Origin of the sequence: Nocardia aurantia (genome assembly GCF_009604425.1) — a bacterium.
GTDB classification, from domain to species: domain Bacteria; phylum Actinomycetota; class Actinomycetes; order Mycobacteriales; family Mycobacteriaceae; genus Nocardia; species Nocardia aurantia.
This window is the reverse complement of sequence record NZ_WEGI01000003.1, coordinates 211,932-233,243: the sequence shown is the minus strand read 5'-3', so window position 1 is coordinate 233,243 and position 21,312 is coordinate 211,932. Positions and strand designations below refer to the sequence as shown.

Below are 21,312 nucleotides of genomic sequence, written 5' to 3'. Positions count from 1 at the left end.
CTATATCTGTGACTCGACGAAGAGGAACAGTGGCATGACCGCACCCGAGCCCGGCAGTCCGGGCGACCGCAGGACGCCGGCAACACAGCGACTTGTGAGCGATCGCGCAGTCTTGTTCCCAGACGAACCCCGTAGACCTGATCCGGGCGAGTCGTTTTCGGCGGGTCGCCGAGGAGAGGACTGATCACATGGAGCAGAACACTGGCCTGTCGCGCGTCCGCCGCGGTGCGACCGGAGTCTTCGTGGCCGCGACCATCGCCACCGGCGGGCTCACGGTGGCGTTGGCGGTCGACGGGAACCACGCCGGGCAAGCCACCGCGCAGACCGAGGTCGCGCCGGCGAATTCCGCGCGCACCGCGCAGCCGGTCGACGCCGACTCGCCGGCTCCCGCGCCCGGCGACACCGACGGCTGGACACCGACGACGCCGGTGACCACCACCCCGGCGCCTCCGCACGAGCACACGACCGGGTCATGACGGCCGCGCGCGGCACGACCACCGCGTCCACCCGGTTCGCCGCGATCGGGACCACCGTCGGTGTGGTGTGCACCGAACCGGACGAACTGGCGAACGCGGCGGCGGTGCTGCGGGCCCGGCTCGGTGAACTCGACCGCGCCGCTTCGCGTTTCCGCCCGGACAGCGAGCTCGCGGTGATCAATTCCCGCAGCGCCGACCTGGCTCGCGCGAAACACGATGCACGTCTTCGAATTACGGTCGGTCCGATGCTCGGCGCCTGCCTGCGGGCGGCATTGCGCGCCGAGCGGATGACCGGCGGGCTCGTCTCCCCCACGGTCGGCGCGGCGCTCGTGGCCTGTGGCTACGACGAGGATCTGGACGCCGTGCGCGGGCGCGACGGCGTGCGGGACGGCGAACCGGCCCCGCCGCGACCGGCTCCGGTCGGCCGAGTCTTTCTGGACGAGCGGCAATCCCGGCTCGAACTGCCCGCGGGGACGCTGCTCGATCTGGGGGCAAGCGCCAAGGCGTGGGCGGCGGACACGATCGCGGCCGAACTGGCCGCGACACGGCCGGGCGGTTTCCTGGTGAGCCTGGGCGGCGACATCGCGGTGGTCGGCGATCCACCGCCGGAGGGCTGGGCGATCGGTCTCCGGGACCGGAACGACGTTGTGGCCCAGGTGGTCCGGTCGACCGGCCAAGCCTTCGCGACCTCGTCCACCCGGCTGCGGACCTGGAACGACCACGGCATCCACCGCCACCACATCATCGATCCGCGCACCGGCCTGCCCGCACGCACCCGATGGGCGGAGGTCACGTGCGCGGGACCCGATGCGGTGCAAGCGAATACCGCGTCGACCGCCGCCATCGTCCTGGACGATCGCGCGTCGCGCTGGCTGGCCGAGCGCGGCGTGCCGGCCCGGCTGACCACCGTCCACGGCGACGTCGTCACGACCCCGGGCTGGCCCGCGGCGGCGGAGCAACACGTGTCATGAGCACACCGTGGTTGTGGTACATCTCGCGCGCCTCGGGCGTGGTCACCCTCGTACTGCTGACACTCGTGGTGCTGCTCGGCCTGCTGACCGCCGCGCACCCGCGACCGCGCGGCACGATCCCGGTGCTGGCGATGGGCCTGCACCGGAGTCTGGCGCTGGGCACGACCGCCTTCCTGGCCGCACACATCCTGACCGCGGTGACCGACAGCTACGTCCACCTCGGCTGGTTGTCCCCGGTCGTGCCGTTCACCGCCGGCTACCGGCGCCTTCCGGTCGGCCTGGGCGCCTTGGCCTTCGACATCTTCCTGGCCCTGATCACGACCTCGCTGCTGCGGCACCGGCTGCCGGACCGCGCGTGGCGGATGGTGCACCGGCTCGCCTACGCGCTGGCCCCGATCGCGGAGATCCACGCACTGCTGATGGCGACCACGAGCGAGCCGATCCTGTTGTCCGTCACCGTCGCCTGCGGCATCGCGATGACCGGCGCGGCCGGTTGGCGATGGTGGCACCTCGACGCCGACGGCCGCCGCCGCGCGGCTGTCGCCGCCCAGGAATGGTCATGAGCGCCCTGTCGAATCTGCTGCTGGCCGCCGGACTCACCGGCCGCGGCGGCGCGGGCTTTCCCACCGGCACGAAAATCGAACTGGCCGAACGGCACAACGCCGAACTGATCGTGAACGCCTGCGACGGTGAACTCGACGCGATCAAGGATGCCTGGGTCGTGGCCCACCATCTTCCCGAGATGCTCTCGGGTGCGGGGCAACTCACCCGCGGACGGGTCCGGGTGGCCGCGCACCGCGACTCCGCCACCCTGGCGGCACTGCGCGCGGCGGGTGCCGACACCCTCGACGTGCCACGGCGTTACGTCTCGTCGGAGGAGTCGGCGCTGACCCGGCTCGCGCACGGCGGCCCGGCGCGGCCGGTCATGCGGTTCCGGCCGATCGCCGCGGGCGGCCGCGACGCCGACGGGCGCAGGCTGCCGCCCACGCTGGTCCTCAACGCCGAAACCGTATGGCGGATACAGCAGATCACCGAGCACGGCGTGCGCTGGTTCCGCTCCTTCGGTACCGCCGACGAGCCGGGACCGCGGCTGGTCACCCTCGCCGGCGGGGTCGCGAACCCGGGCGTGCACAGCGCGGAGGCCGGTCTGCCGGTATCCGAGATCCTCGATCGCGCGGGCGGTCCCACCGTGCCGGTGCGCGCGCTCTGGCTGAGCGGACTCAGCGGCGGATTCCTGCGCGCGGCCGCCGCGGACGCCGCCTGGTCCCGAATCGGTCTGGCGCCCTTCGGTTTCACGCCCGGAGCGGGCACGGTGCGCGTCCTCGACGCCCGCGCCGATCCCTGGCACGAGGTTCTGGACGCGCTGACCTATGCCGCCGGGGAGAGCGCCGGGCAGTGCGGGCCCTGCATGTTCGGCCTGCCCGCCCTCCGCGACCACCTCGCCGAACTGCTGCGCCACCCGGCCCCGGCCGCCGCCGACCGGCTCGCCCGGACGCTGCGCCAGGTGCCCGGCCGGGGCGCCTGCCGCCACCCCGACGGCGTGGCTCGGCTGGTGACCTCCGCTCTCGACGTATTCGGCACTGCCCCAGCATGTTCCGACCAGCCGATGACCGCCGCCATCGGATCCGAGGAGTAGTCGTGTCCCTGCTGCAGCGCATCCTCGGGGTCGCCCCGCCGTCGGCCGGCAGCACGCTGGTCGTCGACCGCACGGCCTGCACCGGGCACGGCATCTGCGCCCGGATCCTCAGTGGCACGGTGGTTCTCGACGACTGGGGCTATCCGATCCTGCGCGCCGGCGACCCCGACCCCGCACTCGCCGCCCGGGCGGTCACGCTCTGCCCGGCCGCCGCGCTGCGCTGGAGCGAGCGGCGGGACGCGTGACCGAGACGGACGACTCTCCCCGCTTGGTGCGAAAGCGCTATTCTCATCGCCGAGAACCTCATTACACTCCGAGAGGATCAGCATGTCCGAGACCCGGATCGAAGCCCGCAGAGAGATCGCCGCGCCGCCGGAGAAGGTGTTCGACGTGCTGCGCGACCCGCGCGGCCACGTCTCGATCGACAGTTCCGGAATGCTGCAGTCCGCCGAGGGCGACCCGGCGAACGGCGTCGGGGACACGTTCGTCGTCCACATGGACCGGGAAGCGCTGGGCGACATGCCGTTGGGCAAGTACGACGTCACGGTGACCATCACCGAGTACGAGCCCGGTACGCACATCGAATGGACGGTCGCCGCCGGGATCGACCATCGCTACGGCTACGTGCTCGAGCCCACCGAGACCGGCACCACCGTGATCTCGTACTGCGACTGGAGCCGGACCCCGGAGAAATATCTGAACGCGCTGCCCTTCCCGGTCGTCCCGCAGACGTCGCTGCGCGCCACGCTCGGAATCCTCGCGCGCACCGTGGAGTGATCTCCGCCACCGCGGCCCGGGTACAGGTAAGCTATTTTTCAGCTAACAAAATGCTGGTTCTGTCTGCGCACAGTGTCTGAAAGGACACACCGATGTTCCGGACGATCGCCTTCATCGGATGTGGCTCGATCGGGAGCGCGCTGGCCCGGCTCAGCGTCGAGGCCGGGCTGGACGTGGTCGTGAGCAATTCCCGGGGACCGCACACCCTCGGCCGGGTGGTCACCGAGCTCGGCGGGCACGCCTGCGCCGCCACCTGCACCGAGGCCGCGGTCGCCGGCGATCTGGTCGTCGTGACGATCCCGTACGGCGCCTACCGGACGCTACCCGTCGACATCCTCGCGGGCCGGATCGTCGTCGACACCATGAACTACTACCCCGAACGGGACGAACGCGTGCCCGAACTCGACGTCGGCGAGGTGACCTCGAGTGAACTGCTCCAGCGGCATCTGGTCGACGCGCACGTGGTCAAGGCCGTGAACAACGTCGACTACATACGCCTCACCAGCGCCGCCCGCCCGCCCGGCGCACCCGACCGCAGCGCGCTGCCCATCGCCGGGGACGATCCGGACGCCAAGTCGACGGTGGCCGAGTACCTGTCCCGCATCGGCTACGACGCGGTCGACATCGGTGCGCTGGTGGAGAGCTGGCGCAGCGAGCCGGGCACCCCGATCTATCTCGACGCGTACCTGCCGCGCGCACCCCGCGGCATGGACGAGGAGCGGGCCCGCCGCTGGTTCCGCACCGCGCCGAACGTGCCGGTCCCGGCCGCGCGGGTGCGCGAACTCGTCGCCGACGCCGTCCGCGCCGGCGCCCGCCGCGGCACCTTCACCGGCCTGCCGCCCGGCTTCGTCGCCACCATCGAGGGCACCGAGTTCACGGTTCTCTAGAATTCGCCGACGTCCCGTTCGGCTTCCGTGGAGAGGTCCCATGATTCGCAGGCCCCGGCGACCCCGGACCCTCCGCACCCGGCTGCTGGTGACGGTGCTGGTGGTCACCGCGGCCGGCCTGGTGATCTTCGGGACGCTGAGCACCGTGCTGCTGGGCCGCTCCCAGCTCGCGCGGATCGACGATCAAATTGATCACGTCGCGATCGGCCTGGCCTCCGCGGACCGGCCACCGCCGCCGCCCCCGAACGCGGCCGAGGACGACGCCCTGTTGCGGCCGAGTTCCCGGCTGCTGTTCTTCGACCTCGCCGGCACACCCACCGACACCACCGGCACCACGCTCGAGCTGCCGCCGATGGACGCCGCCGCGGTGCGCGCCCGCGGCAGTGCGCCGTTCACCGTCGGCGAGCGCGACGGCGGCGGCCGCTGGCGGGTGGCCACGGTCGTCCAGCCGCCGGACCGGTTCGAGCCCGACGGTGGCACCGCCGCGGTCGTCATGTCGCTGGACGACTACTCCGCGACGATCAGCGAACTGCGCACGATCGAACTGGTCACGGGCGCGGTCCTGCTCGGCCTGCTCGGCGTGGCGGCGGCGCTGCTGGTGCGGGCCGGGCTGTCGCCGCTCACCCGGATCGAGCGCACCGCCGCCGCGATCACCGCCGGCGACCTCGGCCGGCGCGTCGACAACGTCGACGACCACACCGAGGTCGGGCGGCTCGGGCAGGCGTTCGACGTGATGCTGAACCGACTGTCCACGACGATGCGGCGACTGGCGGATTCGGACGCCCGGCTGCGGACGTTCGTCGCCGACGCCTCCCACGAACTGCGCACGCCGCTGACCTCCATCCGCGGCTACGCCGAGCTGTATCGGCACGGCACCCCCGCGCCCGCGGACGTCGAACGCATGATGCACCGGATCGAGAGCGAGGCCGTCCGGATGGCGGGCCTCGTCGACGACATGCTGCTGCTGGCCCAGCTGGACGAGGAACGCCCCCTCGACCTGACCGAGGTGGACCTGAACGTACTGGCCGCCGACGTCGCCAACGACGCCCGCATCCGGAAGCCGGAACGTGTTGTGACACTACGGATTCCGGACCGGCCGATGCGCACTCTCGGCGACGAGCACCGGCTGCGGCAGGTGCTCACCAACGTGGTCGACAACGCCCTCACCCACACCCCGGCCGACGCCGCGGTCGACATCGTGGTCGAGCGGGTGACCGGTCCCCCGGCCGATCCGATCGCCACCGCCGGAGCCGAATCCGCCGCAATCGGCGGCGGCCTCGCGGTCCGGGTGCGGGACAACGGGCCCGGAATTCCGCCCGAGCAGGCGGCACACATCTTCGACCGCTTCTATCGTGCCGACAAATCCCGATCACGGGGTGGCGGTTCGGGTTTGGGGCTGGCGATCACCACCGCGATACTGGCGGCCCACGGCGCCCGGATCGATCTGACGGCCGCGCCCGGCGGGGGCGCGGAATTCGCCGTCCTGTTCCCGCCGGCCGCGCACCCGCCGGCCGACGAACCGGACCCGGCGTAGCGCTCACGACGGCGCGCGGAGGGAACTATTCGGGCACAACCGGATCGGTGAGTATGTCGGCGATCAGCGCGCGAGTACGGTCCAGGGTCGCGGGATCGCCCTCATCGAGGGTCACCAGCGCTTTCCACAGCGCCCAGCCGCGGGCGCGCGCCCAGGTCGCCGCGTCGGCGTCGACGGTGCGGCGGAAGACTTCTCGCCCGGGACCGGACAGCGCGGTCCAGGCGAAGGTGAGGTCGCAGGCCGGATCGCCGACCCCGCAGGTGCCGAAATCGATGACCGCCGTGAGCTTTCCGTTGTCCACCAAGAGATTGCCGGCCACGAGGTCGCCGTGGAACCAGACCGGCTCGCCGCGCCGCTTCGCGGCCAGGGCGGATTCCCACACCGCGGTCGCGGCCGGCACGTCGACCAGGTCGGCGAATCGGGCCAGACAGTCCCGGGTCTGCGCGTCGTAGTGGCCCGGCCGGCCGCCGCGATGGAAGCTGTGCGCGCCGGCCGCCGGCGCGCCGGCGGTATCGCAGCTTTGCAGGGCGCGAACGAATTCCGCTGTCGCACGAGCGAATTCGGTCATATCGGGAATCTCGGCGCGGTCCGCCGGCTCGCCCTGGATCCAGGCGCGCACCGACCAGGGATACGGATAGCCGAAGCCGGGGACGCCGACGGCCAGGACCGTCGGAATCGCCACCGGCAGACCGGGAGCCAGCCACGGCAGCCACCGGCCCTCCTTACGGACGGCGGGCGCGTAGTCGGCCGCGGTCGGCAGCCGGACCGCCAGCTCGTCACCGAGGCGGTAGGTGCGGTTGTCGTGGCCCTCGTGCTCGACCGGCGTGACCGCGAGCCCGTTCCACTGCGGAAACTGCACCGAGATGAGGCGTTCCACCAGTTCCGCCCGGATTCCGCCACGCCCGTCCACGATTCCGCCCTGCCTCTCGTCCTCGCCCCGGCCGTCCCGGACCGCCGCCGCCGCGTGGCGGCGAATCGTGTCAGCCTATCGCGCGATTCGCGCCGAGGTCGCCGCCGAAACCAGCGATTAACAGATGCCGGTACCTTCGGCGATATGTCTGGCAGCGGTCGCCGAGATCGCTTGCCGGAGCGAATGTCCGGTTCGATAGTCCCGAGATGAGGAGAACATGTCGATGTTTCGCGCGACGCGCTACCTGATCGCCGCCGCCGCGGTGACCCTGCCGGTGCTGGTCGCCGGCCCGGCCCTGGCCGACCCCGGACCCCACGAGGTGGTGTACGAGGTGTGGTCGGATTCGTCGGCCCAGGCGACGACCGTCAACTACTACGGTGACGAGAGCACGCCGCAGTCCCCGGCGAACGTGCCCCTGCCCTTCGTGGTCACGGTGCACACCTCCGCCGCGACCCCGATCTACGCTCTCTCCGCGGAGAATTCGGATCTGGGCGCCATCTCCTGCCGCATCACCGTCGACGGCACCGTCCGCGACGAGCAGACCGCGCACGGCATGCACGCCACCGTCGGCTGCACCGCCGCCAGCTGAGCGCGACTACGGGGTCAGCACGATCCGGCCGAACACCTCGCCCTCGTCCATCTTCCGGTGGGCGAGGGCTGCGTCGTCCAGCGGGAGCACCTCGTGGATCACCGTGCGCAACTCGCCGCGGGCGGCGGCCTCGAACTGCGCGGCGCGCACCGGGTCGCGGTCCGCGGCCGGGACGGTGTCGGTACTGAACGTGGCGACCGACAACGACTTCCGGAAGTCCCGCAGCAGCGGCAGGCCGAAATCGGCGGGCGGCAGGCCACCGACCGCGCCGACGACCACCATCCGGCCGTTCGGGGCGAGCCGCTCCAGGAAGGCCGGCAGGTCCGGACCGCCGATCACGTCGAAGACCACGTCGTAGGCCGCGGGCCCGGCGCCGGCGCCGGCGCGGTCGAGCACATGGGTGGCGCCGAGGGCGCGCAGCCGATCGCCACGCCCGGCCGACGAGGTCGTGACCGCCACGGCGGCGGCGCCCGCCCGGGCCGCGAGCTGGACCGCCGCGATGCCGATGCTGCCCGCCGCGCCACGCACCAGCACCGATTCACCGGATGCGAAACGGGCGTGGGCCAAACCGAAGTGGGCGACCGGGCCGGAACTTCCGAGCGTGACCGCGTCCGCCCCGGACAGGCCCCGGGGCAGCGGCACGGCGTCCGCGACGGCGGCGACGGCCTGCTCGGCGTAACCGCCACCGAGACCGGTGAACGCCCACACCCGCCGGCCGAGCCAGGCCGGATCGACACCCTCGCCGACCCCGGTCACGACGCCCGCGACCTCGCTGCCCGGGACCAGTCCCGGCTCGAACCCGTAACCGCCGAGGGTGCCGCGCCGGATGACGGCGTCGACGCCGCCGACCCCGATCGCCTCGACATCGAGCAATACCTGTCCGGGCGCCGCGACCGGCGCCGGCCGGTCGACGACCGCCAAACCGCCGGGACTTCCGAACTCCCGGATCGTGACCGCCTTCACCGTGATTCCTCCTCGTTCGCACATTGTCGTGGCCCGCGACGCTAACCGGCGGCCCGGCGCGGATGGCTAATGTGAGAGTGGTGACCGAGCGTTTGCCTCAGATCCTGCGCTCCGACGCGCAGGACAACCGCGAGCGGATTCTCGACGCGGCGCGGGAGTTGCTCGCCGCCGAGGGCCTGGATGTGCCGATGCGCGAGATCGCCCGGCGCGCCGGAGTCGCCCCGGCCACGCTCTACCGCCGGTTCCCGACCAGGGAGGCGCTGATCACCGCGGCCCTCACGGACCGGATGCGATGGTGCCGCGCGATCGCGGACGAGGGCCTCGCCGAACCCGATCCGTGGCGAGGATTCCGCGTGGTCGTCGAGCGCCTGTGCGAATTGCACGCCGAACAGCAGGGCTTCACCGCCGCGTTCATGTCGGCGTTCCCGGACGCACTGGATTTCGCCGCCGAGCGCCGGTACACGCTGGAGTCGCTCGCCGAACTGACCCGCCGCGCCAAACAGGCCGGGCGGCTGCGCCCGGATTTCGTGCTCGAGGACCTGATCCTGGTGCTGATGGCCAATCGCGGCATCCGGGCGGCGACACCGGCCGCGCGGACCGCGGCCTCCCGCCGCTTCGCGGCGCTGATCATCCAGGCGGCGCAGACCGACCCCGGCCGCGCCCCGCTGCCGCCCGTGGCGCGACTGCTGCCCTGACACTGCCGCGAAACCGTCCGATCCGCAAGGACTTTCACCGGCTCGACCCGGATCGGCGGTTCCCCCGTCCCGAGTACACCGGTATCCGTGCGTGAACGGCACACGGGCGCGCGGTGAAGTTTTCGCTCGGATCGGCGTCCGGGCGAGGCACGGCGGGAAGCCGGGTTCTACGCTGTGACCGGCAGAATTTCCGCCGGGACGGACGGCATGGTGATCGTGCGCGACGTCCGCTCCGGTGGTGTGACGGTACTGGAGGCCGGCCGATGGAATTACCCGAGCTGCTGGCCCGGATCCTGGCGTGGTTACGCGCCGGATATCCGCACGGCGTGCCGAACCACGACTATTTCCCGGTGCTGGCCGTACTCGGCAGGCGGCTGACCGACGACGAGGTGAACCAGGTCGTCGACGAACTCGTCACCCAGGACAAACTGCCCGCGGGCCGGGTCGACGCCGGGGCCGTGATCGCCCGGCTCACCCTGGACCTGCCCCGCGAGTCCGATCTCACCCGGGTCCGGGACCGGTTGCTGGCCACCGGCCGGGCGATCGATGGTTCCTGGCAACCGGCCGCACGCCTCGCCGAGACCGCCGGACCTGGTCCCGCCGGGCGGGATGAGTTTGAATGGGGTGTGCGGACCCAATACCACGAGAATCTGCAGGAGCTGGCCAAGCTGCTGCACGCGATGTGTGTCCGCGACCGCGACATCGTCGCCGCCGCGACCGCCGCACTGCTCGGCACCGACCTGCCGGCCGCCGAAACGGCCATCGACCTGGGCAACGAGGTCGAACGGATGCACCAGCAGGCCGAGCGGGAGGCACTGCGGCTGCTCACGTTGCAGTCCCCGGTCGCCAGGGAGCTGCGTCAGGTGGTCAGCGCTGTGCAACTCACCGGCAACCTGAAGCGGATGGCCGCGCTGGCCACGCACATCGCCGCGACGGCCCGCCGCCGCCACCCGGAGTCCGTCGTCCCGGAGCCCGCGCGGCAGGTGATCGCGGACATGGGCGCCGCGGCGATCGCGATCGCCACCGGCGCCGCCGAGGTGCTCGCCTCCGGCGATCCGCAGGCCGCCGCCGCGCTCGACGCCCAGGACGACACGATGGACGAGCTGCACGAGCGCCTGCTCGCCGCCGTGCTCGACCCGCAGTGGCAGGACGGGATCACCGCCGCCGTGGACCTCACGCTGCTGGGCCGCTACTACGAGCGGTTCGCCGACAACGCCGTGGAGGTCGGCCGCCGCACGATCTTCCTCACCACCGGCGAGACCGCCGAGTCCTGGCGGGCGGGCGGCGACCCGGAGGCCTGAGGCCCGGATTCACCCGCCGACGCGCGGCCGGAAGGAGTCCGCGTCGGCCGCGGCCCAGTCCGCCGCCCAGGACCGCGGCGGTTCCGCGACCAGTTCACCCGGCGACAGCCATTCGAAGAGGTCGGCGTACGAGCGCTGCTCGGTCGCCGAGACGCGTTTGCGCAGCTGATGCGGCGAGAGTTGCGCCGGATCGGATACCCCCATCGAGGCCATGATCTGCACGGCCTGCGCGACGGTGGCCTCGTGGTAGCGCCGGACCCGCTCGCTCTTGTCGGCCACGTCCAGGGCCCGGGCGCGACGGGGATCCTGCGTGGCGACACCGACCGGGCACAGGTTGGTGTGACACCGCTGCGCCTGGATGCAGCCGATGGCCATCATCATCGCCCGCGCGGCGTTGGTGTAGTCGGCGCCCTGGATCAGCCGCTTGACGATGTCGTTGCCGACCGCGACCTTCCCGCTGGCCCCGATCCGGATCCGATCCCGCAGCCCGCTGCCGACCAGCGCGTTGTGGACCGTCATCAACCCGTCGGTGAGCGGCAGGCCGACGTGGTCCTCGTATTCCAGCGGCGCGGCCGCGGTGCCGCCCTCGGCGCCGTCCACGATGATGAAATCGGGTGCGGTCCCCTCCGCGAGCATCGCCTTGCACATCGCCAGCACCTCCATTCGCGACCCGACGCACAATTTGAATCCCACCGGCCGCCCGTCCGCGAGTTCCCGCAGACGCGCGACGAATCGGATCAGTTCACGCGGCGTCGAAAAAGCCGAGTGCGCGGCCGGGCTGACACATTTCTCGTGGGCCGGGACGCCGCGGAAACGCGCGATCTCCGGACTGACCTTCGCGGCCGGCAGCACGCCGCCGAGGCCCGGTTTCGCGCCCTGACTGAGTTTGAGCGAGATCAGCTTGATCTGCTCGTGCGCCGCCTGATCGACGAATCGTTGCGGGTCGAAATGCCCTTCGGGAGTACGGGTTCCGAAATATCCCGAGCCGATCTCCCAGATCAGATCCGCGCCGCCGTCCAGGTGGTACGGTGTCAGCCCGCCCTCCCCGGTGTCGTGCGCGAAATTGCCCAGTGCCGCACCGCGATTCAGCGCACGCAGGGCGTTGCCGGACAACGCGCCGAAGCTCATCGACGACACGTTCAGCAGCGACATCGAATACGGCCGTGTGCAATCCGGCCCGCCGATCGGCACCCGCGGCGGCTCCGCCGGTTCGGGTACCGGAACCGTGGAATGCATCAGGTGTTCGTACCCGATCTCCTCGACATCGCGTTCGGTGCCGAAGGACAGTTCGCCGTGGATTCCCTTCGCGCGTTCGTAGATCATCGTCCGGACATCGCGATCGAACGGCCGGCCGTCGAAATTGCGCTCGATGAAATACTGCTGCAATTCGGGCCGGAGACCTTCGAGCAGATAACGCAGATGCCCGAGAACCGGATAGTTCCGCAACACCGCGTGCCGTCGTTGCACCAGGTCGTAGCCGCCGACCCCGACCAGAAACACCAGGACCGCGACGAGCACCCACCACGCCCAGGAGCCGATCGAGGCCACCACCCCCACCGCGACGGTGGCCACCACGAGAAATCCCACGAAGAAGAACCGGAACATGAGCCCGTTCTACCCCTCGACCGGCGGGTTCATGCCAGACGGGTCGCCACGGACCCGGTCAGGTCCCGATCGCGGCGGCCCGGTGCGCGCGGATCTCGTCCTGATGGTCGGAGGCCCAGGCGATCAGCGAGTTGACGATGTCGAGCAGGCTGCGGCCCAGCGGGGTGAGGTCGTACTCCACCCGGGGTGGCACCTCCGCGTAGGCGGTTCTGGTCGCCAGGCCGTCCTGGCACAGCTGTTGCAGGGTACGGGTGAGCATGCGCTGTGAGATGCCGGGCACGTCCCGCTGCAATTCGGTGTAGCGCAGCGGCCCGGAGTCGAGCACCGCGATCACCAGCGCGCTCCACTTGTCGCCCACCCGGTCCAGGACCTGGCGCATGAACTCGAGTTGATCGACGGGGATGCCGGCGCACGGCCCGTGGCCGGCCGGGGCGCTCGATCGGGTCGTGACATGCATGGCGCACATTCCTCTCCGGCACCGACACCGATGTGCCTTTTGTACGTCCCTCAATACTGGCCCACACTGACGCTACGCACAAATAGTAGGAATCGGCCCTGAAAGGGATCTTCATGTCGTATCTGCTGCACATCGACTCCTCCGCGCTCGGCGATGCCTCGGTCTCCAGGCAGGTCGCGCGGTCCTTCCGCGACGGGTGGCGGGGCGCGGTGGTGCACCGCGACCTCGCCGCTACCCCGGTGCCGCACCTCGACGCCGCGGGTATCCACGCGCGCGATGTCGAGCCCGCCGACCACACCCCCGACGAGGTCGCCGCGGCCGCCTTGCAGGACGAGTTGATCGAGGAGTTCCTCGGCGCCCGGGCCTACCTGTTCACGGTGCCGCTGTACAACCTCACGATGCCGTCGGTGTTCAAGGCGTGGCTGGACCACATTATCGTGATCGGCCGCACCGCTGATCCGGCCGGAACCGCCCCGACCGCCGGTCGCCCGGCCATCGTGGTTTCCGCCCGCGGCGGCGGGTACGGTCCCGGAACCCCCAGACACGGTCTGGATCACGTGGTTCCGGTGCTGGAAGCGATCCTCGGTCCGGGCATTCTCGGCCTGGACGTGACCGCGCTGACGCCGGAACTGACCATGGCTCCGCACGCCCCGGCGCTGGCCGAACTGCTTCCGCTGCACGAGGCTTCGCTGGCCGAGTCGCACGCCCGCGCCCGGCGGCTGGCCGAGACGATCGACATCCCCTCCGCCGCTTGAATTTCGGCGCTTCCCTTCGTACCGTCCGCCCGGACAGGTGCTCCGATCGCCGACATCGGTGTCATCGATCCGATCCCGTCGCACACGTCGCGGGCGCATCACCCGGCGATCGGATCCCGTCCGAAGCGCTCGCCGAGGGCCGCCAGAATCGTACGGGCGGAACCGAAGTCGAACAGTGCGGTGGTTCCGCCCGCGATCTCCTCCCGCAACGGTGCCAGCGCGGCGCTCGCGCGTGCGGCGAGCGGTTCCGCTCCGAGGCGAATCGCGGTGTGCGCGTTGATCGCCCACAGTACGCCGTAAAGATGATCGGCCCGCGGTTCGGGTAGCGCGGTGGCGGCCCGGCGCGCGGCGGCGAGTTCGTCGCAGGCCAGATGGATCAGCGGTTGCGCCCAGGCGCGATAGGGACCCCAGTCGAGGCCGGGATCGGTCGGTGCGGGCCGATCCTGCCGCAGGCGCAACGACAACAACGCCAGCGGCAGGTAGCCCGCCGTCACCCCCGGCATGCCGGAGCAGGCCAAATCCGCTGCCACGGTACGGTATTCGATTTCCGCCGCCGAGTCGTCCGATATCAGCGTGGCCCGGTAGGCAGCGGTCAGGACGGGCACGACCGGGTTCTCCTGACCGACCGCCAGGCGTTCCGCTGCCACCGTGTGCCGCTCGGCCGCCGCCCGCTCACCGCGAGCCGCGGCGACCTGCAGCCCGATGAGGTGACCGAGGATCTCGAACGCGGGCAGATCGTGACGGCCCGCGAGGCCGATCAGTTCTTCGGCGATCGCCGCGCGTTCCGCTGTGCCGCACGGCGTTTGGAAGGACTGCACGAATCGCGCGTTCAAGGCCGGGGCGAGCACGCCGGGGTCGCGCAGTTCCCGGGCCAGCCGTTCGGCCTCGGCCGCCCACCGATCGCGCGAACCACGATGCTCCAGGGCGACGGTCGCGAGCAGGCGCGCGCGCAGCGCGGGGGCGGCGGCCGGCCCGATCCGGCGCAAGGTCCGCCGGGTGGTCTCGACCAGCGCCTCGGCGCGGACCGGATCGTCGCTGCGCGTCCAGATCGTCGGAACGTCGTAGGCCGCGATCACCCGGGCGGTGAGTCCGGCATCGCCGGTCCGTTCGGCCTCCGCGACCGCGGCCGCGCGCTGATCCTGGGCGAGTACGAGATTCGCGCCGCCGGTCAGCGCCGCGGCGCCGGCGACGGTACTCATCGACCGTAACCGCGTGTACGTTCCGGCGGCTTCGGTTCGGGTCAGCAGCCGCACCCGGTCGTCGGCTCGTGCCGGGCCGAGATTCGGTGCGTGCCGGAGAATGTCGAGTTCGAGGTCGCCGAGTGCGGCGGTGGGCTCCATCCCGAACCGATCCAGCAGGTCCGCCCGCGCCCGCCGCAGCACCGCCAGCGCGTCGACCTGCCGATCCGCCTGATACAGGGCGTGTGCCACCAGGATCCACGCCGATTCCCGCCACGGGTGCGCGGTCGCGAACTGTTCGAGCCGCGCGACCAGCGACGCGCCCCCGCCGCGCGCGAGTTCGGCGCGGGCGTGCAGTTCCGTCGCCTCATGCCGCAGTTCCAGCAGCCGGTCCCGTTCCCGGCTCAGCCACGGGGAATCGCCGAGATCGGCGAACGGCTCGCCCTGCCACCAGGACAGCGCCTCGGCCAGGCGGTCGGCGTCCGGGCCGGAGCGCGCCGCGCGTACCGCGTCCTCGAAACGGTGTGCGTCGATGCGCTCGCGGGCGACCCGCAGCGCGTAGCCGGTGCCGACCGTCTCGATGATCCGCGACGGCGCCCGCCGGGGCCGGTCCGGTTCCAGGGCGGTCCGCAACTCGGACACGAAGGTCCGGACGGTCCCCACCGCCGTGGCCGGCGGGTCCGCCCACAGATCGTCGACGAGCGTGGGCAGCGGAACCGCCCGGCCACCGGCGGCGACCAGCCGGCCGAGCACCTCACGGCGACGCCGGCTGCCGACGTCGAGAACCCGCCCGTCACCGGTGACCCGGACCGGCCCCAGCACCTCGATCAGCACCTCCACGGGACCTCATTGTCGTCGCCGTCGCCGCGGCGGCGCTGATCCGCTGCTGATTCGAGCGCCCGATGCTGTCCCGTGGACATCAACGAGTGGAGGAACATGAACATCCCAGGATTCGAGACGACCAGGATCGGCGTCGCCGAGGACGTCGAACTGACCACGGCCGTGGGCGGTACCGGCTCGCCGGTGGTGCTGCTGCACGGCTTCCCGCAGACCCATCTGATGTGGCGGCACGTGGCGCCGATCCTGGCCCGCCGGCACACCGTGATCTGCCCCGACCTGCGCGGCTACGGCGCCAGCAGCAAACCGGTCGCGACCGGCCCGGACGTCTACTCCAAGCGCACGATGGCCGCCGACATCACGGGCCTGGCCGACGCGCTCGGCGTCGGCCGCTTCGCAGTGGTGGGCCACGACCGCGGCGCGCATGTCGCCTTCCGAGCGGCCCTGGACCACCCGCACAGGATCGACCGGCTCGGCATCCTCGACATCGTCCCCACCCTGGACACGTGGAACGTCCTGCACGGCGTCGACGCCGCGGTGGCCTTCCACCTGTATCTGATGGCCCAGCCCCCCGGGCTGCCCGAGCAGATGATCGCCGCGAGCGCCGACGCGTTCTTCGGCCACTTCCTCGACATCTGGTCGAACACCCCGGCGCGATTCCGCCGGAGGTGCGCGCCGAATACCTCCGGGCCTGCCGCGACGCCGTCCCGTCGATCGTCGCCGACTACCGCGCGACCGCCACGGTCGACATCGACCACGACCGCGCCGACCTGGCCGCCGGCCGTCACCTCACCATGCCGGTGACGGTCGTCCAGCAGGATTGGGGCAGCGCCCTCGGCTTCGACGCCGCCGCCGTATGGCGGCCGTGGGCCCCCGACCTCCATCACAGCCTCACGCGCGCAGGGCATTTCATGGCCGAGGAGGCTCCGGCCGATACCGCCGCGGCGATCCTGGATCTGCTGGAACGCCCGGCGGAACAGCCGTAACCGCTTCGCGGCCGCGGGGGCACACCGGCGGCCGGGTCCATACCGCGCCCGGCGGTTGCGGTGGCCGAGCCGGGGTACCACCGCGGAAACGCGGGAGGGGACATGCAGATTCGGCATCGGCCACCGTATGCGCTAGGGATGGCCGTCGGGGCGTTGTGCGTCTCCGCCTCGGCCGTCTTCCTGGCGCTGGCCGGCACGACGGCGGCGACCGCCTCGGTGTACCGGTGCGCGCTGGCGCTTCCGGTGGTCGCGCTCGCCGCCCTGCCCGAGCGGCGTCGCCATCGGCCACGACCGGCAGACCTCGTCCGGGACGTGCTGGCGGGTGTCCTCTTCGCGGTCGACATGCTGTTCTGGACGGCCGCGATACCGCGCTGTTCTGGCTGGCCATGGTGACCGTCTGCGGCCAGCTGTCGGGTTGGTTCCTCGTCGCACTGTGCAGTCCGCGGCTACCGGCCGACACCGGTGCCGCGTTGCTTCTGCTCACACCCGTGGGTGCCTTGGTTCTCGGTGCGGTGATTCTCGGCCAGCTGCCGAGCGCCTGGCAGATCGCCGGAAGTGCCCTGATGCTCCTCGCGGCCTATGCCGGCACCCGGCGCACCGGCGACGGCGATCCCGGCCGCACGGAGCCGGGCGGCCGGGTTTCGCCGGGTGGCTGGTCGCCGGACGGCCGAGGCCGGTCGTTACGCGGTCAGTAATAGAACCTTCGACCGCCGACGGGCCGGCCGACGGCACCCAACAGCATCAGGATCGCGCCCACGACCAGCAGGATGATGCCGATGGTCGTCAGGATCGGTATTCCGACCACGATCCCCACGATCAACAGGATGATGCCCAGAATGATCATTGTCTTTCCTCCTCGTGCAACCACAAGCGGATGGCCGTGATGACCTGCGGCTACCCCGGCGATGACGGATCATGCACGCCGGATCACGGGGACCGGGCTCAGAGCAACCGTTTCGGGTGCATGCCGTCGACGGCTCCCATGAACGGGGGATGGATGCTGTAGCCGAGCATGCGGCGGATGTCCTCGGAGACGGCGCGGGCGGTGTCGCGGCCGGTGGACAACGTGTACGCCTCCTGCGGCCGCAGCCACGGCTCGCAGTACTGCGCGGTCAGCGCGAGCCGGGCGGCGGTGCTGCGGTTGGCGCCGCCGCCGTGCCAGAGCGTGCCGAGGTAGAACACGCAGGACCCGGCGGACATCCGGGTGCCGATCCGGGGGTCGGTGGCGGCGGGCGCGCGGGAACCCCAGCGGTGACTGCCGGGCACGACGACGGTGCCGCCGTTGTCGGCCGTGAACGGGTCGATCGCCCACATCGTCGCGGCGCTGAGGGCCGGACGGGGCCGCGGCACCGGGTAGAAGCCGTCGTCGTGATGCAGCAACTGGGCCTGCTCCCCCGGCAGGATGTTGATCACCTGGAGCTGGGAGAGCAGGTAGTTCGGCAGGAACAGTCGGTCGAGCAGGGCGAGCACGCGCGGGTGGTCGACGAGCCGATCGCAGGCGCGGGTCTTCTCCAGCAGGGTGTACACCCGCTGGGTTCGCTTGCCCTCGAACGTGTTCCGGCCGGTGTGACCGAGCAGGCCGCCGAGTTCGGCGCGCAGGCCGGCGCATTCCGCGGCCGTGAGCAGGTCGGGCAGCACGACGTACCCGTCCCGGTCGAGCGCGGCGAGGTCGGCCTCGACGAGTTCCGGGTCGACCGACGCGCCGGCGCTGGCGGTGGCCCGGTACCGGTCGGCCAGGTCGACGCGCAGTGCGTCGAGGTCGGTGATGACATCGCCGGACCGCGCCTGTCCCGACGCCCCTTCATGTTCACCGATTTCGGATACCACTTCGATCCCCGCCGTCCGATGACTCGCACAGATGAATTCGGCCGTCCGGGCAGCGGAAGACAACGTCCGCAATGGTTTACGAGAAACAGAATGACGAGAAAGGTAGCCGGGCAACCGCTTCCGATTCTATCCAACCGGCGTCGGCCCCGGCAAGCGCACGAGGCCGACCGGCAACCCTCCGGCGCCCGGGCCGCGGTGCGCCGGAACGACTTCCGCCGCGACCGGAAATCCGGCCGCGGCGGAGCACCGGCAATCCGTTCACCTCAGCCGGTTGCGAAACGTTCGCGAAGATCCGTCTTGCGGATCTTGCCGCTCACCGTCTTCGGCAGTTCGTCGACGAAGTAAACCTCGCGCGGCTGTTTGTAGGAGGCCAGCCGGTCCTTGCAGGCCGCGACGATCCGCTCGGGTGACACCGTCGCCCCGTCGCGGGTCACCACGACCGCGGTCACCCGCTCGCCCCACACCGGATCGGGAGTCCCGATCACCGCCGCCTCCGCCACCTCCGGCAGCGCGTAGATCGCGTTCTCGACCTCGCTCGGGTAGATGTTCTCACCGCCGGAGATGATCATGTCCTTCGTGCGGTCGACGATGTAGACGAAGCCCTCCTCGTCCTGCCGGGCGAGATCGCCGGTGTGGAACCAGCCGCCCTCGAACGACTGCTCGGTGGCCGCCGGATCGCCGAAATACCCTGCCATGACCTGATTTCCGCGGATCACCATCTCGCCGACCTCGCCCACGGCGCACTCCCGCCCCGCGGTGTCGACGATCCGCACATCGACCAGCGCCATCGGCTTACCGGCCGCGTCCAGCAGATGGTCCTCCCCGTTCGCGGCGCGGATGTGCGCCCGCCGGTCGAGGGTCAGGATGTTGCCGCCGAGTTCGGTCATGCCCATGCCGGCGTAGACGATCGGGCCGAAATGCTCGATGGTCCGCCGCAGCACCTCCACCGGAATCTTCGATGCCCCGTAGCCCATCCAGCGCAGACTGGACAGGTCGTAGTCCGGCAGCCTGGGATGGTTCAGCAACATGGCCATCATGGTCGGCGCGAAACCGCCACTGGTGACGGCGTTGTCCCGGACGATCCGCATCCACAGTTCCGGATCCCAGCCGGCCATCATCAGCACCCGGCCGCCCTTGAACAGATTCATGGGGACCAGATATCCGGCGACGTGGCACAGCGGCATGGCGTTCAGGAAGACGGTCTCGTCCGACGGTTCGTACTCCAGCGCCGACTGGATCACCGCGGTCACCAGATTGCGGTGCGTCAGCTGCGCGCCCTTGGGGAATCCCGTTGTCCCGCTGGTGTACAGCAACCAGGCGATGTCGTTCTCCGTGGTGTCCTCCGCCGGCACCGCGGATCGCGCTGCGCCGGCGAAACTTTCGTAGTCCGGCACGCCCTCGACCGCTCCGCCGACGACGACGATCTCGGTGACGGTCTCGAGCCGGTCCCGGTACGCCGCGATCGCCTCGTAATACGGCGCGGCCACCAGCAGCACCCGGGCCCGGGCGTTGTTGAGGATCCACACCCATTCCCTGGGATGCAGCCGGTAGTTGAGCATGGTCAGCGTCAGGCCCGCGGCCGGAATGCCGTAGTACGCCTCGACGTATTCGAGACTGTTCTCGGAGAGGATCGCGATCCGGTCCCCGCGGTCGGCGAGGGTACGGATCCCGTTCCCCAGCCGGATCGCGCGCTCGTAGAGCTCACGATAGGTGCGCGTGGCTCCGGAGTCGATGTCCTGCAAGGCGATTCGGTCGGGTGTGCGAGTCGCGATGCGCCGCAGCAGGTTGTGGAGAAGCATGGGGTGGTCCTTCGCGATGCGGGAGAGTCGGCGCCCTACTTGATGGCCAGGGGGTTGATCGGCGACCCCACGCCGCGGGTGAACTTCAGCGGCGGTCCCGCGTAGAAGAACTCGTACACACCGTCCGCGGCGCAGTCCGCGGCCAGCTCCTCGAAGTCCAGCAACTCCGCGAGCGTCATGCCCATGTCCCGGATCAGCACCATGTGCAGTTCGAACAGCGCGCCCTCGTGCTCGCCCGGGAGCACCTCGATGGCCCAGTTGTCGGAGCCGATGACCGCCACGTCGCGCTCCTTGAACCAGCGCGCGGTCGCCAGGCCCAGGCCCGGTTCGCCGGCCATGAACGACTGCGGATCCCGCTCGGCCAGGAACTTCGCCCGGTAGCCGGTGCGGAACAGCACGATGTCGCCGGGGCCGACCCGCACTCCCGCGGCCCGCTCGGCGGCGTCGAGATCCTCCGGGGTGATCACCTCGCCCGCCGCCAGCCAGTCCACCCCGCGCAGCCGCGCGATGTCGAGCAGCACGCCGCGACCTGCGATCCCCTTCGACTGGTTCTCGATCCCCAGCTTCTGCGCGCCCTTGACGGTGATGCCGGCGCCGTCGTGGCCGTTGTAGAGCTGCCCGTCGTAGTGGACGTGGGCCAGCCCGTCGTACTGCGAGGCGGACTGCAAGGGCATGAACACGTAGTCGTCGGCCCATTTGAAGCCGCCGGGCAGCACCTGCTCCTGGCCGTTCTCGGACATCAGCCGGATCGGGTTGATCCGGTTGCCACCCGGCTGCGGGCCGTCGCCGTCGAGCGGGATGCCCAGATCGAAGACCTTGCCCGTGCGCACCAGCCGGGCCGCGGCGACCAGCGCCTCGGGCGTGATCAGGTTGGTGGTGCCGCGTTCGTCGTCGGTCCCCCAACGACCCCAGTTTCGCAGTTCCGCGCCCAGTTCGCGCATGTCCGGCGCAACTTCGCTCACCGGGACCTCCTCGTCCGTTCGTGATCTGCCCGTAATGACGTGACAGTCATGTCATGTTTGGCGACAGCAGCGAGTATGTCCGGGATCACACCACCTGTCAATAACCCCGCGAATGCTCGCGAGCGGACGGCCCCGGGACGACAGGGAGGCGATCACCTCGATCGCCA

The 21,312-nt window shown here is 71.0% G+C and carries 23 protein-coding genes and 1 pseudogene; 15 read left to right on the top strand and 9 right to left on the bottom strand.

Annotated elements, in window-relative coordinates; translation table 11 throughout:
• The first annotated feature begins 188 nt into the window (after positions 1–188).
• The 8 genes from NRB56_RS07525 (at position 189) to NRB56_RS07490 (ending at position 6,281) form a co-directional block, all read left to right on the top strand.
• Positions 189–476 (top strand): hypothetical protein, encoded by a 288-nt coding sequence (locus NRB56_RS07525; RefSeq protein WP_153339809.1) that lies wholly within the window; start codon positions 189–191, stop codon positions 474–476.
• Complete coding sequence (locus NRB56_RS07520; RefSeq protein ID WP_153339808.1) at positions 473–1,447, top strand: FAD:protein FMN transferase; 975 nt, start codon at positions 473–475, stop codon at positions 1,445–1,447. Before NRB56_RS07525 ends, NRB56_RS07520 begins: the two co-directional genes overlap by 4 nt.
• A complete protein-coding gene (locus tag NRB56_RS07515; protein WP_153339807.1) occupies positions 1,444–2,010 on the top strand; it encodes a ferric reductase-like transmembrane domain-containing protein in 567 nt (188 codons plus the stop codon). The genes NRB56_RS07520 and NRB56_RS07515 overlap by 4 nt, the downstream gene beginning before the upstream one ends.
• Positions 2,007–3,083 (top strand): NADH-ubiquinone oxidoreductase-F iron-sulfur binding region domain-containing protein, encoded by a 1,077-nt coding sequence (locus NRB56_RS07510; RefSeq protein WP_153339806.1) that lies wholly within the window; start codon positions 2,007–2,009, stop codon positions 3,081–3,083. Before NRB56_RS07515 ends, NRB56_RS07510 begins: the two co-directional genes overlap by 4 nt.
• A 2-nt stretch (positions 3,084–3,085) precedes the next feature.
• The gene (locus NRB56_RS07505; RefSeq protein WP_319942694.1) at positions 3,086–3,328 is read left to right on the top strand and encodes a ferredoxin; all 243 of its coding nucleotides are present in this window, start codon (positions 3,086–3,088) and stop codon (positions 3,326–3,328) included.
• An 82-nt stretch (positions 3,329–3,410) separates the two neighbouring features.
• The gene (locus NRB56_RS07500; RefSeq protein WP_153339804.1) at positions 3,411–3,860 is read left to right on the top strand and encodes an SRPBCC family protein; all 450 of its coding nucleotides are present in this window, start codon (positions 3,411–3,413) and stop codon (positions 3,858–3,860) included.
• A gap of 92 nt (positions 3,861–3,952) precedes the next feature.
• Complete coding sequence (locus tag NRB56_RS07495) at positions 3,953–4,747, top strand: NADPH-dependent F420 reductase (RefSeq protein ID WP_153339803.1); 795 nt, start codon at positions 3,953–3,955, stop codon at positions 4,745–4,747.
• Positions 4,748–4,787: 40 nt separating this feature from the next.
• Positions 4,788–6,281, top strand: coding sequence for a sensor histidine kinase (locus NRB56_RS07490; RefSeq protein ID WP_153339802.1), 1,494 nt, complete (start codon positions 4,788–4,790; stop codon positions 6,279–6,281).
• Positions 6,282–6,306: 25 nt separating this feature from the next.
• On the opposite strand, the gene NRB56_RS07485 is transcribed toward NRB56_RS07490, so the two are convergent.
• Complete coding sequence (locus NRB56_RS07485) at positions 6,307–7,191, bottom strand: aminoglycoside phosphotransferase family protein (RefSeq protein ID WP_319942693.1); 885 nt, start codon at positions 7,189–7,191, stop codon at positions 6,307–6,309.
• A gap of 223 nt (positions 7,192–7,414) precedes the next feature.
• Here NRB56_RS07485 and NRB56_RS07480 point away from each other — a divergent pair, with 223 nt between their 5' ends.
• Positions 7,415–7,780, top strand: a complete 366-nt coding sequence (locus NRB56_RS07480) for an MmpS family transport accessory protein (protein ID WP_194290761.1) — start codon at positions 7,415–7,417, stop codon at positions 7,778–7,780.
• Between the two features lie 6 nt (positions 7,781–7,786).
• Here NRB56_RS07480 and NRB56_RS07475 read toward each other — a convergent pair whose 3' ends face one another.
• Positions 7,787–8,743: a zinc-binding dehydrogenase gene (locus tag NRB56_RS07475; protein WP_319942692.1), complete on the bottom strand. Its 957-nt coding sequence runs from the start codon at positions 8,741–8,743 to the stop codon at positions 7,787–7,789.
• Positions 8,744–8,823: 80 nt separating this feature from the next.
• Between NRB56_RS07475 and NRB56_RS07470 the strand changes: the two genes are divergently transcribed.
• A complete protein-coding gene (locus NRB56_RS07470) occupies positions 8,824–9,438 on the top strand; it encodes a TetR/AcrR family transcriptional regulator (protein WP_319942691.1) in 615 nt (204 codons plus the stop codon).
• Positions 9,439–9,701: 263 nt separating this feature from the next.
• Entirely contained in the window at positions 9,702–10,739 is a 1,038-nt protein-coding gene (locus tag NRB56_RS07465; protein WP_153339798.1) for a DUF3349 domain-containing protein, read from the top strand.
• 9 nt (positions 10,740–10,748) lie between these two features.
• Here NRB56_RS07465 and NRB56_RS07460 read toward each other — a convergent pair whose 3' ends face one another.
• On the bottom strand, positions 10,749–12,344 hold the full coding sequence (locus NRB56_RS07460; RefSeq protein ID WP_153339797.1) for an FMN-binding glutamate synthase family protein: 1,596 nt from the start codon (positions 12,342–12,344) through the stop codon (positions 10,749–10,751).
• A gap of 58 nt (positions 12,345–12,402) precedes the next feature.
• Positions 12,403–12,801 carry a winged helix-turn-helix transcriptional regulator gene (locus tag NRB56_RS07455; RefSeq protein ID WP_153339796.1) on the bottom strand — a complete coding sequence of 133 codons (399 nt, stop codon included), beginning with the start codon at positions 12,799–12,801 and terminating at the stop codon, positions 12,403–12,405.
• Positions 12,802–12,914: 113 nt separating this feature from the next.
• Here NRB56_RS07455 and NRB56_RS07450 point away from each other — a divergent pair, with 113 nt between their 5' ends.
• Positions 12,915–13,556 carry an FMN-dependent NADH-azoreductase gene (locus NRB56_RS07450; RefSeq protein WP_153339795.1) on the top strand — a complete coding sequence of 214 codons (642 nt, stop codon included), beginning with the start codon at positions 12,915–12,917 and terminating at the stop codon, positions 13,554–13,556.
• A gap of 98 nt (positions 13,557–13,654) precedes the next feature.
• Here NRB56_RS07450 and NRB56_RS07445 read toward each other — a convergent pair whose 3' ends face one another.
• Positions 13,655–15,574, bottom strand: a complete 1,920-nt coding sequence (locus NRB56_RS07445; RefSeq protein ID WP_319942690.1) for an AfsR/SARP family transcriptional regulator — start codon at positions 15,572–15,574, stop codon at positions 13,655–13,657.
• 96 nt (positions 15,575–15,670) lie between these two features.
• On the opposite strand from NRB56_RS07445, the pseudogene NRB56_RS07440 reads away from it, so the two are divergent.
• From NRB56_RS07440 to NRB56_RS38770, 3 genes and pseudogenes are all read left to right on the top strand, one after another.
• Positions 15,671–16,557: pseudogene (locus NRB56_RS07440) on the top strand (alpha/beta fold hydrolase).
• Between the two features lie 138 nt (positions 16,558–16,695).
• Positions 16,696–16,950, top strand: coding sequence for a hypothetical protein (locus NRB56_RS38775; protein WP_227837339.1), 255 nt, complete (start codon positions 16,696–16,698; stop codon positions 16,948–16,950).
• 95 nt (positions 16,951–17,045) lie between these two features.
• Complete coding sequence (locus tag NRB56_RS38770) at positions 17,046–17,252, top strand: hypothetical protein (RefSeq protein WP_227837338.1); 207 nt, start codon at positions 17,046–17,048, stop codon at positions 17,250–17,252.
• Here NRB56_RS38770 and NRB56_RS38250 read toward each other — a convergent pair.
• The 4 genes from NRB56_RS38250 to NRB56_RS07420 form a co-directional block, all read right to left on the bottom strand.
• Entirely contained in the window at positions 17,246–17,401 is a 156-nt protein-coding gene (locus NRB56_RS38250) for a DUF6131 family protein (RefSeq protein ID WP_194290760.1), read from the bottom strand. The two genes, NRB56_RS38770 and NRB56_RS38250, sit on opposite strands and share 7 nt — an antisense overlap.
• 98 nt (positions 17,402–17,499) lie before the next feature.
• A complete protein-coding gene (locus NRB56_RS07430) occupies positions 17,500–18,384 on the bottom strand; it encodes a phytanoyl-CoA dioxygenase family protein (RefSeq protein WP_319942689.1) in 885 nt (294 codons plus the stop codon).
• Between the two features lie 263 nt (positions 18,385–18,647).
• On the bottom strand, positions 18,648–20,201 hold the full coding sequence (locus NRB56_RS07425; RefSeq protein WP_319942761.1) for a class I adenylate-forming enzyme family protein: 1,554 nt from the start codon (positions 20,199–20,201) through the stop codon (positions 18,648–18,650).
• A gap of 17 nt (positions 20,202–20,218) precedes the next feature.
• Positions 20,219–21,124: a cyclase family protein gene (locus NRB56_RS07420; RefSeq protein WP_153340381.1), complete on the bottom strand. Its 906-nt coding sequence runs from the start codon at positions 21,122–21,124 to the stop codon at positions 20,219–20,221.
• Positions 21,125–21,312 lie beyond the last annotated feature (188 nt).

Bases quoted from the DNA above. Each gene is read 5' to 3' on its own strand.
- NRB56_RS07450 (WP_153339795.1), top strand. From the start codon at position 12,915: ATGTCGTATCTGCTGCACATCGACTCCTCCGCGCTCGGCGATGCCTCG.
- NRB56_RS07500 (WP_153339804.1), top strand. From the start codon at position 3,411: ATGTCCGAGACCCGGATCGAAGCCCGCAGAGAGATCGCCGCGCCGCCG.
- NRB56_RS07515 (WP_153339807.1), top strand. From the start codon at position 1,444: ATGAGCACACCGTGGTTGTGGTACATCTCGCGCGCCTCGGGCGTGGTC.
- NRB56_RS38250 (WP_194290760.1), bottom strand. From the start codon at position 17,401: ATGATCATTCTGGGCATCATCCTGTTGATCGTGGGGATCGTGGTCGGA.
- NRB56_RS07455 (WP_153339796.1), bottom strand. From the start codon at position 12,801: ATGCATGTCACGACCCGATCGAGCGCCCCGGCCGGCCACGGGCCGTGC.
- NRB56_RS07420 (WP_153340381.1), bottom strand. From the start codon at position 21,124: ATGCGCGAACTGGGCGCGGAACTGCGAAACTGGGGTCGTTGGGGGACC.
- NRB56_RS38775 (WP_227837339.1), top strand. From the start codon at position 16,696: ATGGCCGTCGGGGCGTTGTGCGTCTCCGCCTCGGCCGTCTTCCTGGCG.
- NRB56_RS07465 (WP_153339798.1), top strand. From the start codon at position 9,702: ATGGAATTACCCGAGCTGCTGGCCCGGATCCTGGCGTGGTTACGCGCC.
- NRB56_RS07525 (WP_153339809.1), top strand. From the start codon at position 189: ATGGAGCAGAACACTGGCCTGTCGCGCGTCCGCCGCGGTGCGACCGGA.
- NRB56_RS07510 (WP_153339806.1), top strand. From the start codon at position 2,007: ATGAGCGCCCTGTCGAATCTGCTGCTGGCCGCCGGACTCACCGGCCGC.
- NRB56_RS07460 (WP_153339797.1), bottom strand. From the start codon at position 12,344: ATGTTCCGGTTCTTCTTCGTGGGATTTCTCGTGGTGGCCACCGTCGCG.
- NRB56_RS07490 (WP_153339802.1), top strand. From the start codon at position 4,788: ATGATTCGCAGGCCCCGGCGACCCCGGACCCTCCGCACCCGGCTGCTG.
- NRB56_RS07495 (WP_153339803.1), top strand. From the start codon at position 3,953: ATGTTCCGGACGATCGCCTTCATCGGATGTGGCTCGATCGGGAGCGCG.
- NRB56_RS07480 (WP_194290761.1), top strand. From the start codon at position 7,415: ATGTTTCGCGCGACGCGCTACCTGATCGCCGCCGCCGCGGTGACCCTG.
- NRB56_RS07520 (WP_153339808.1), top strand. From the start codon at position 473: ATGACGGCCGCGCGCGGCACGACCACCGCGTCCACCCGGTTCGCCGCG.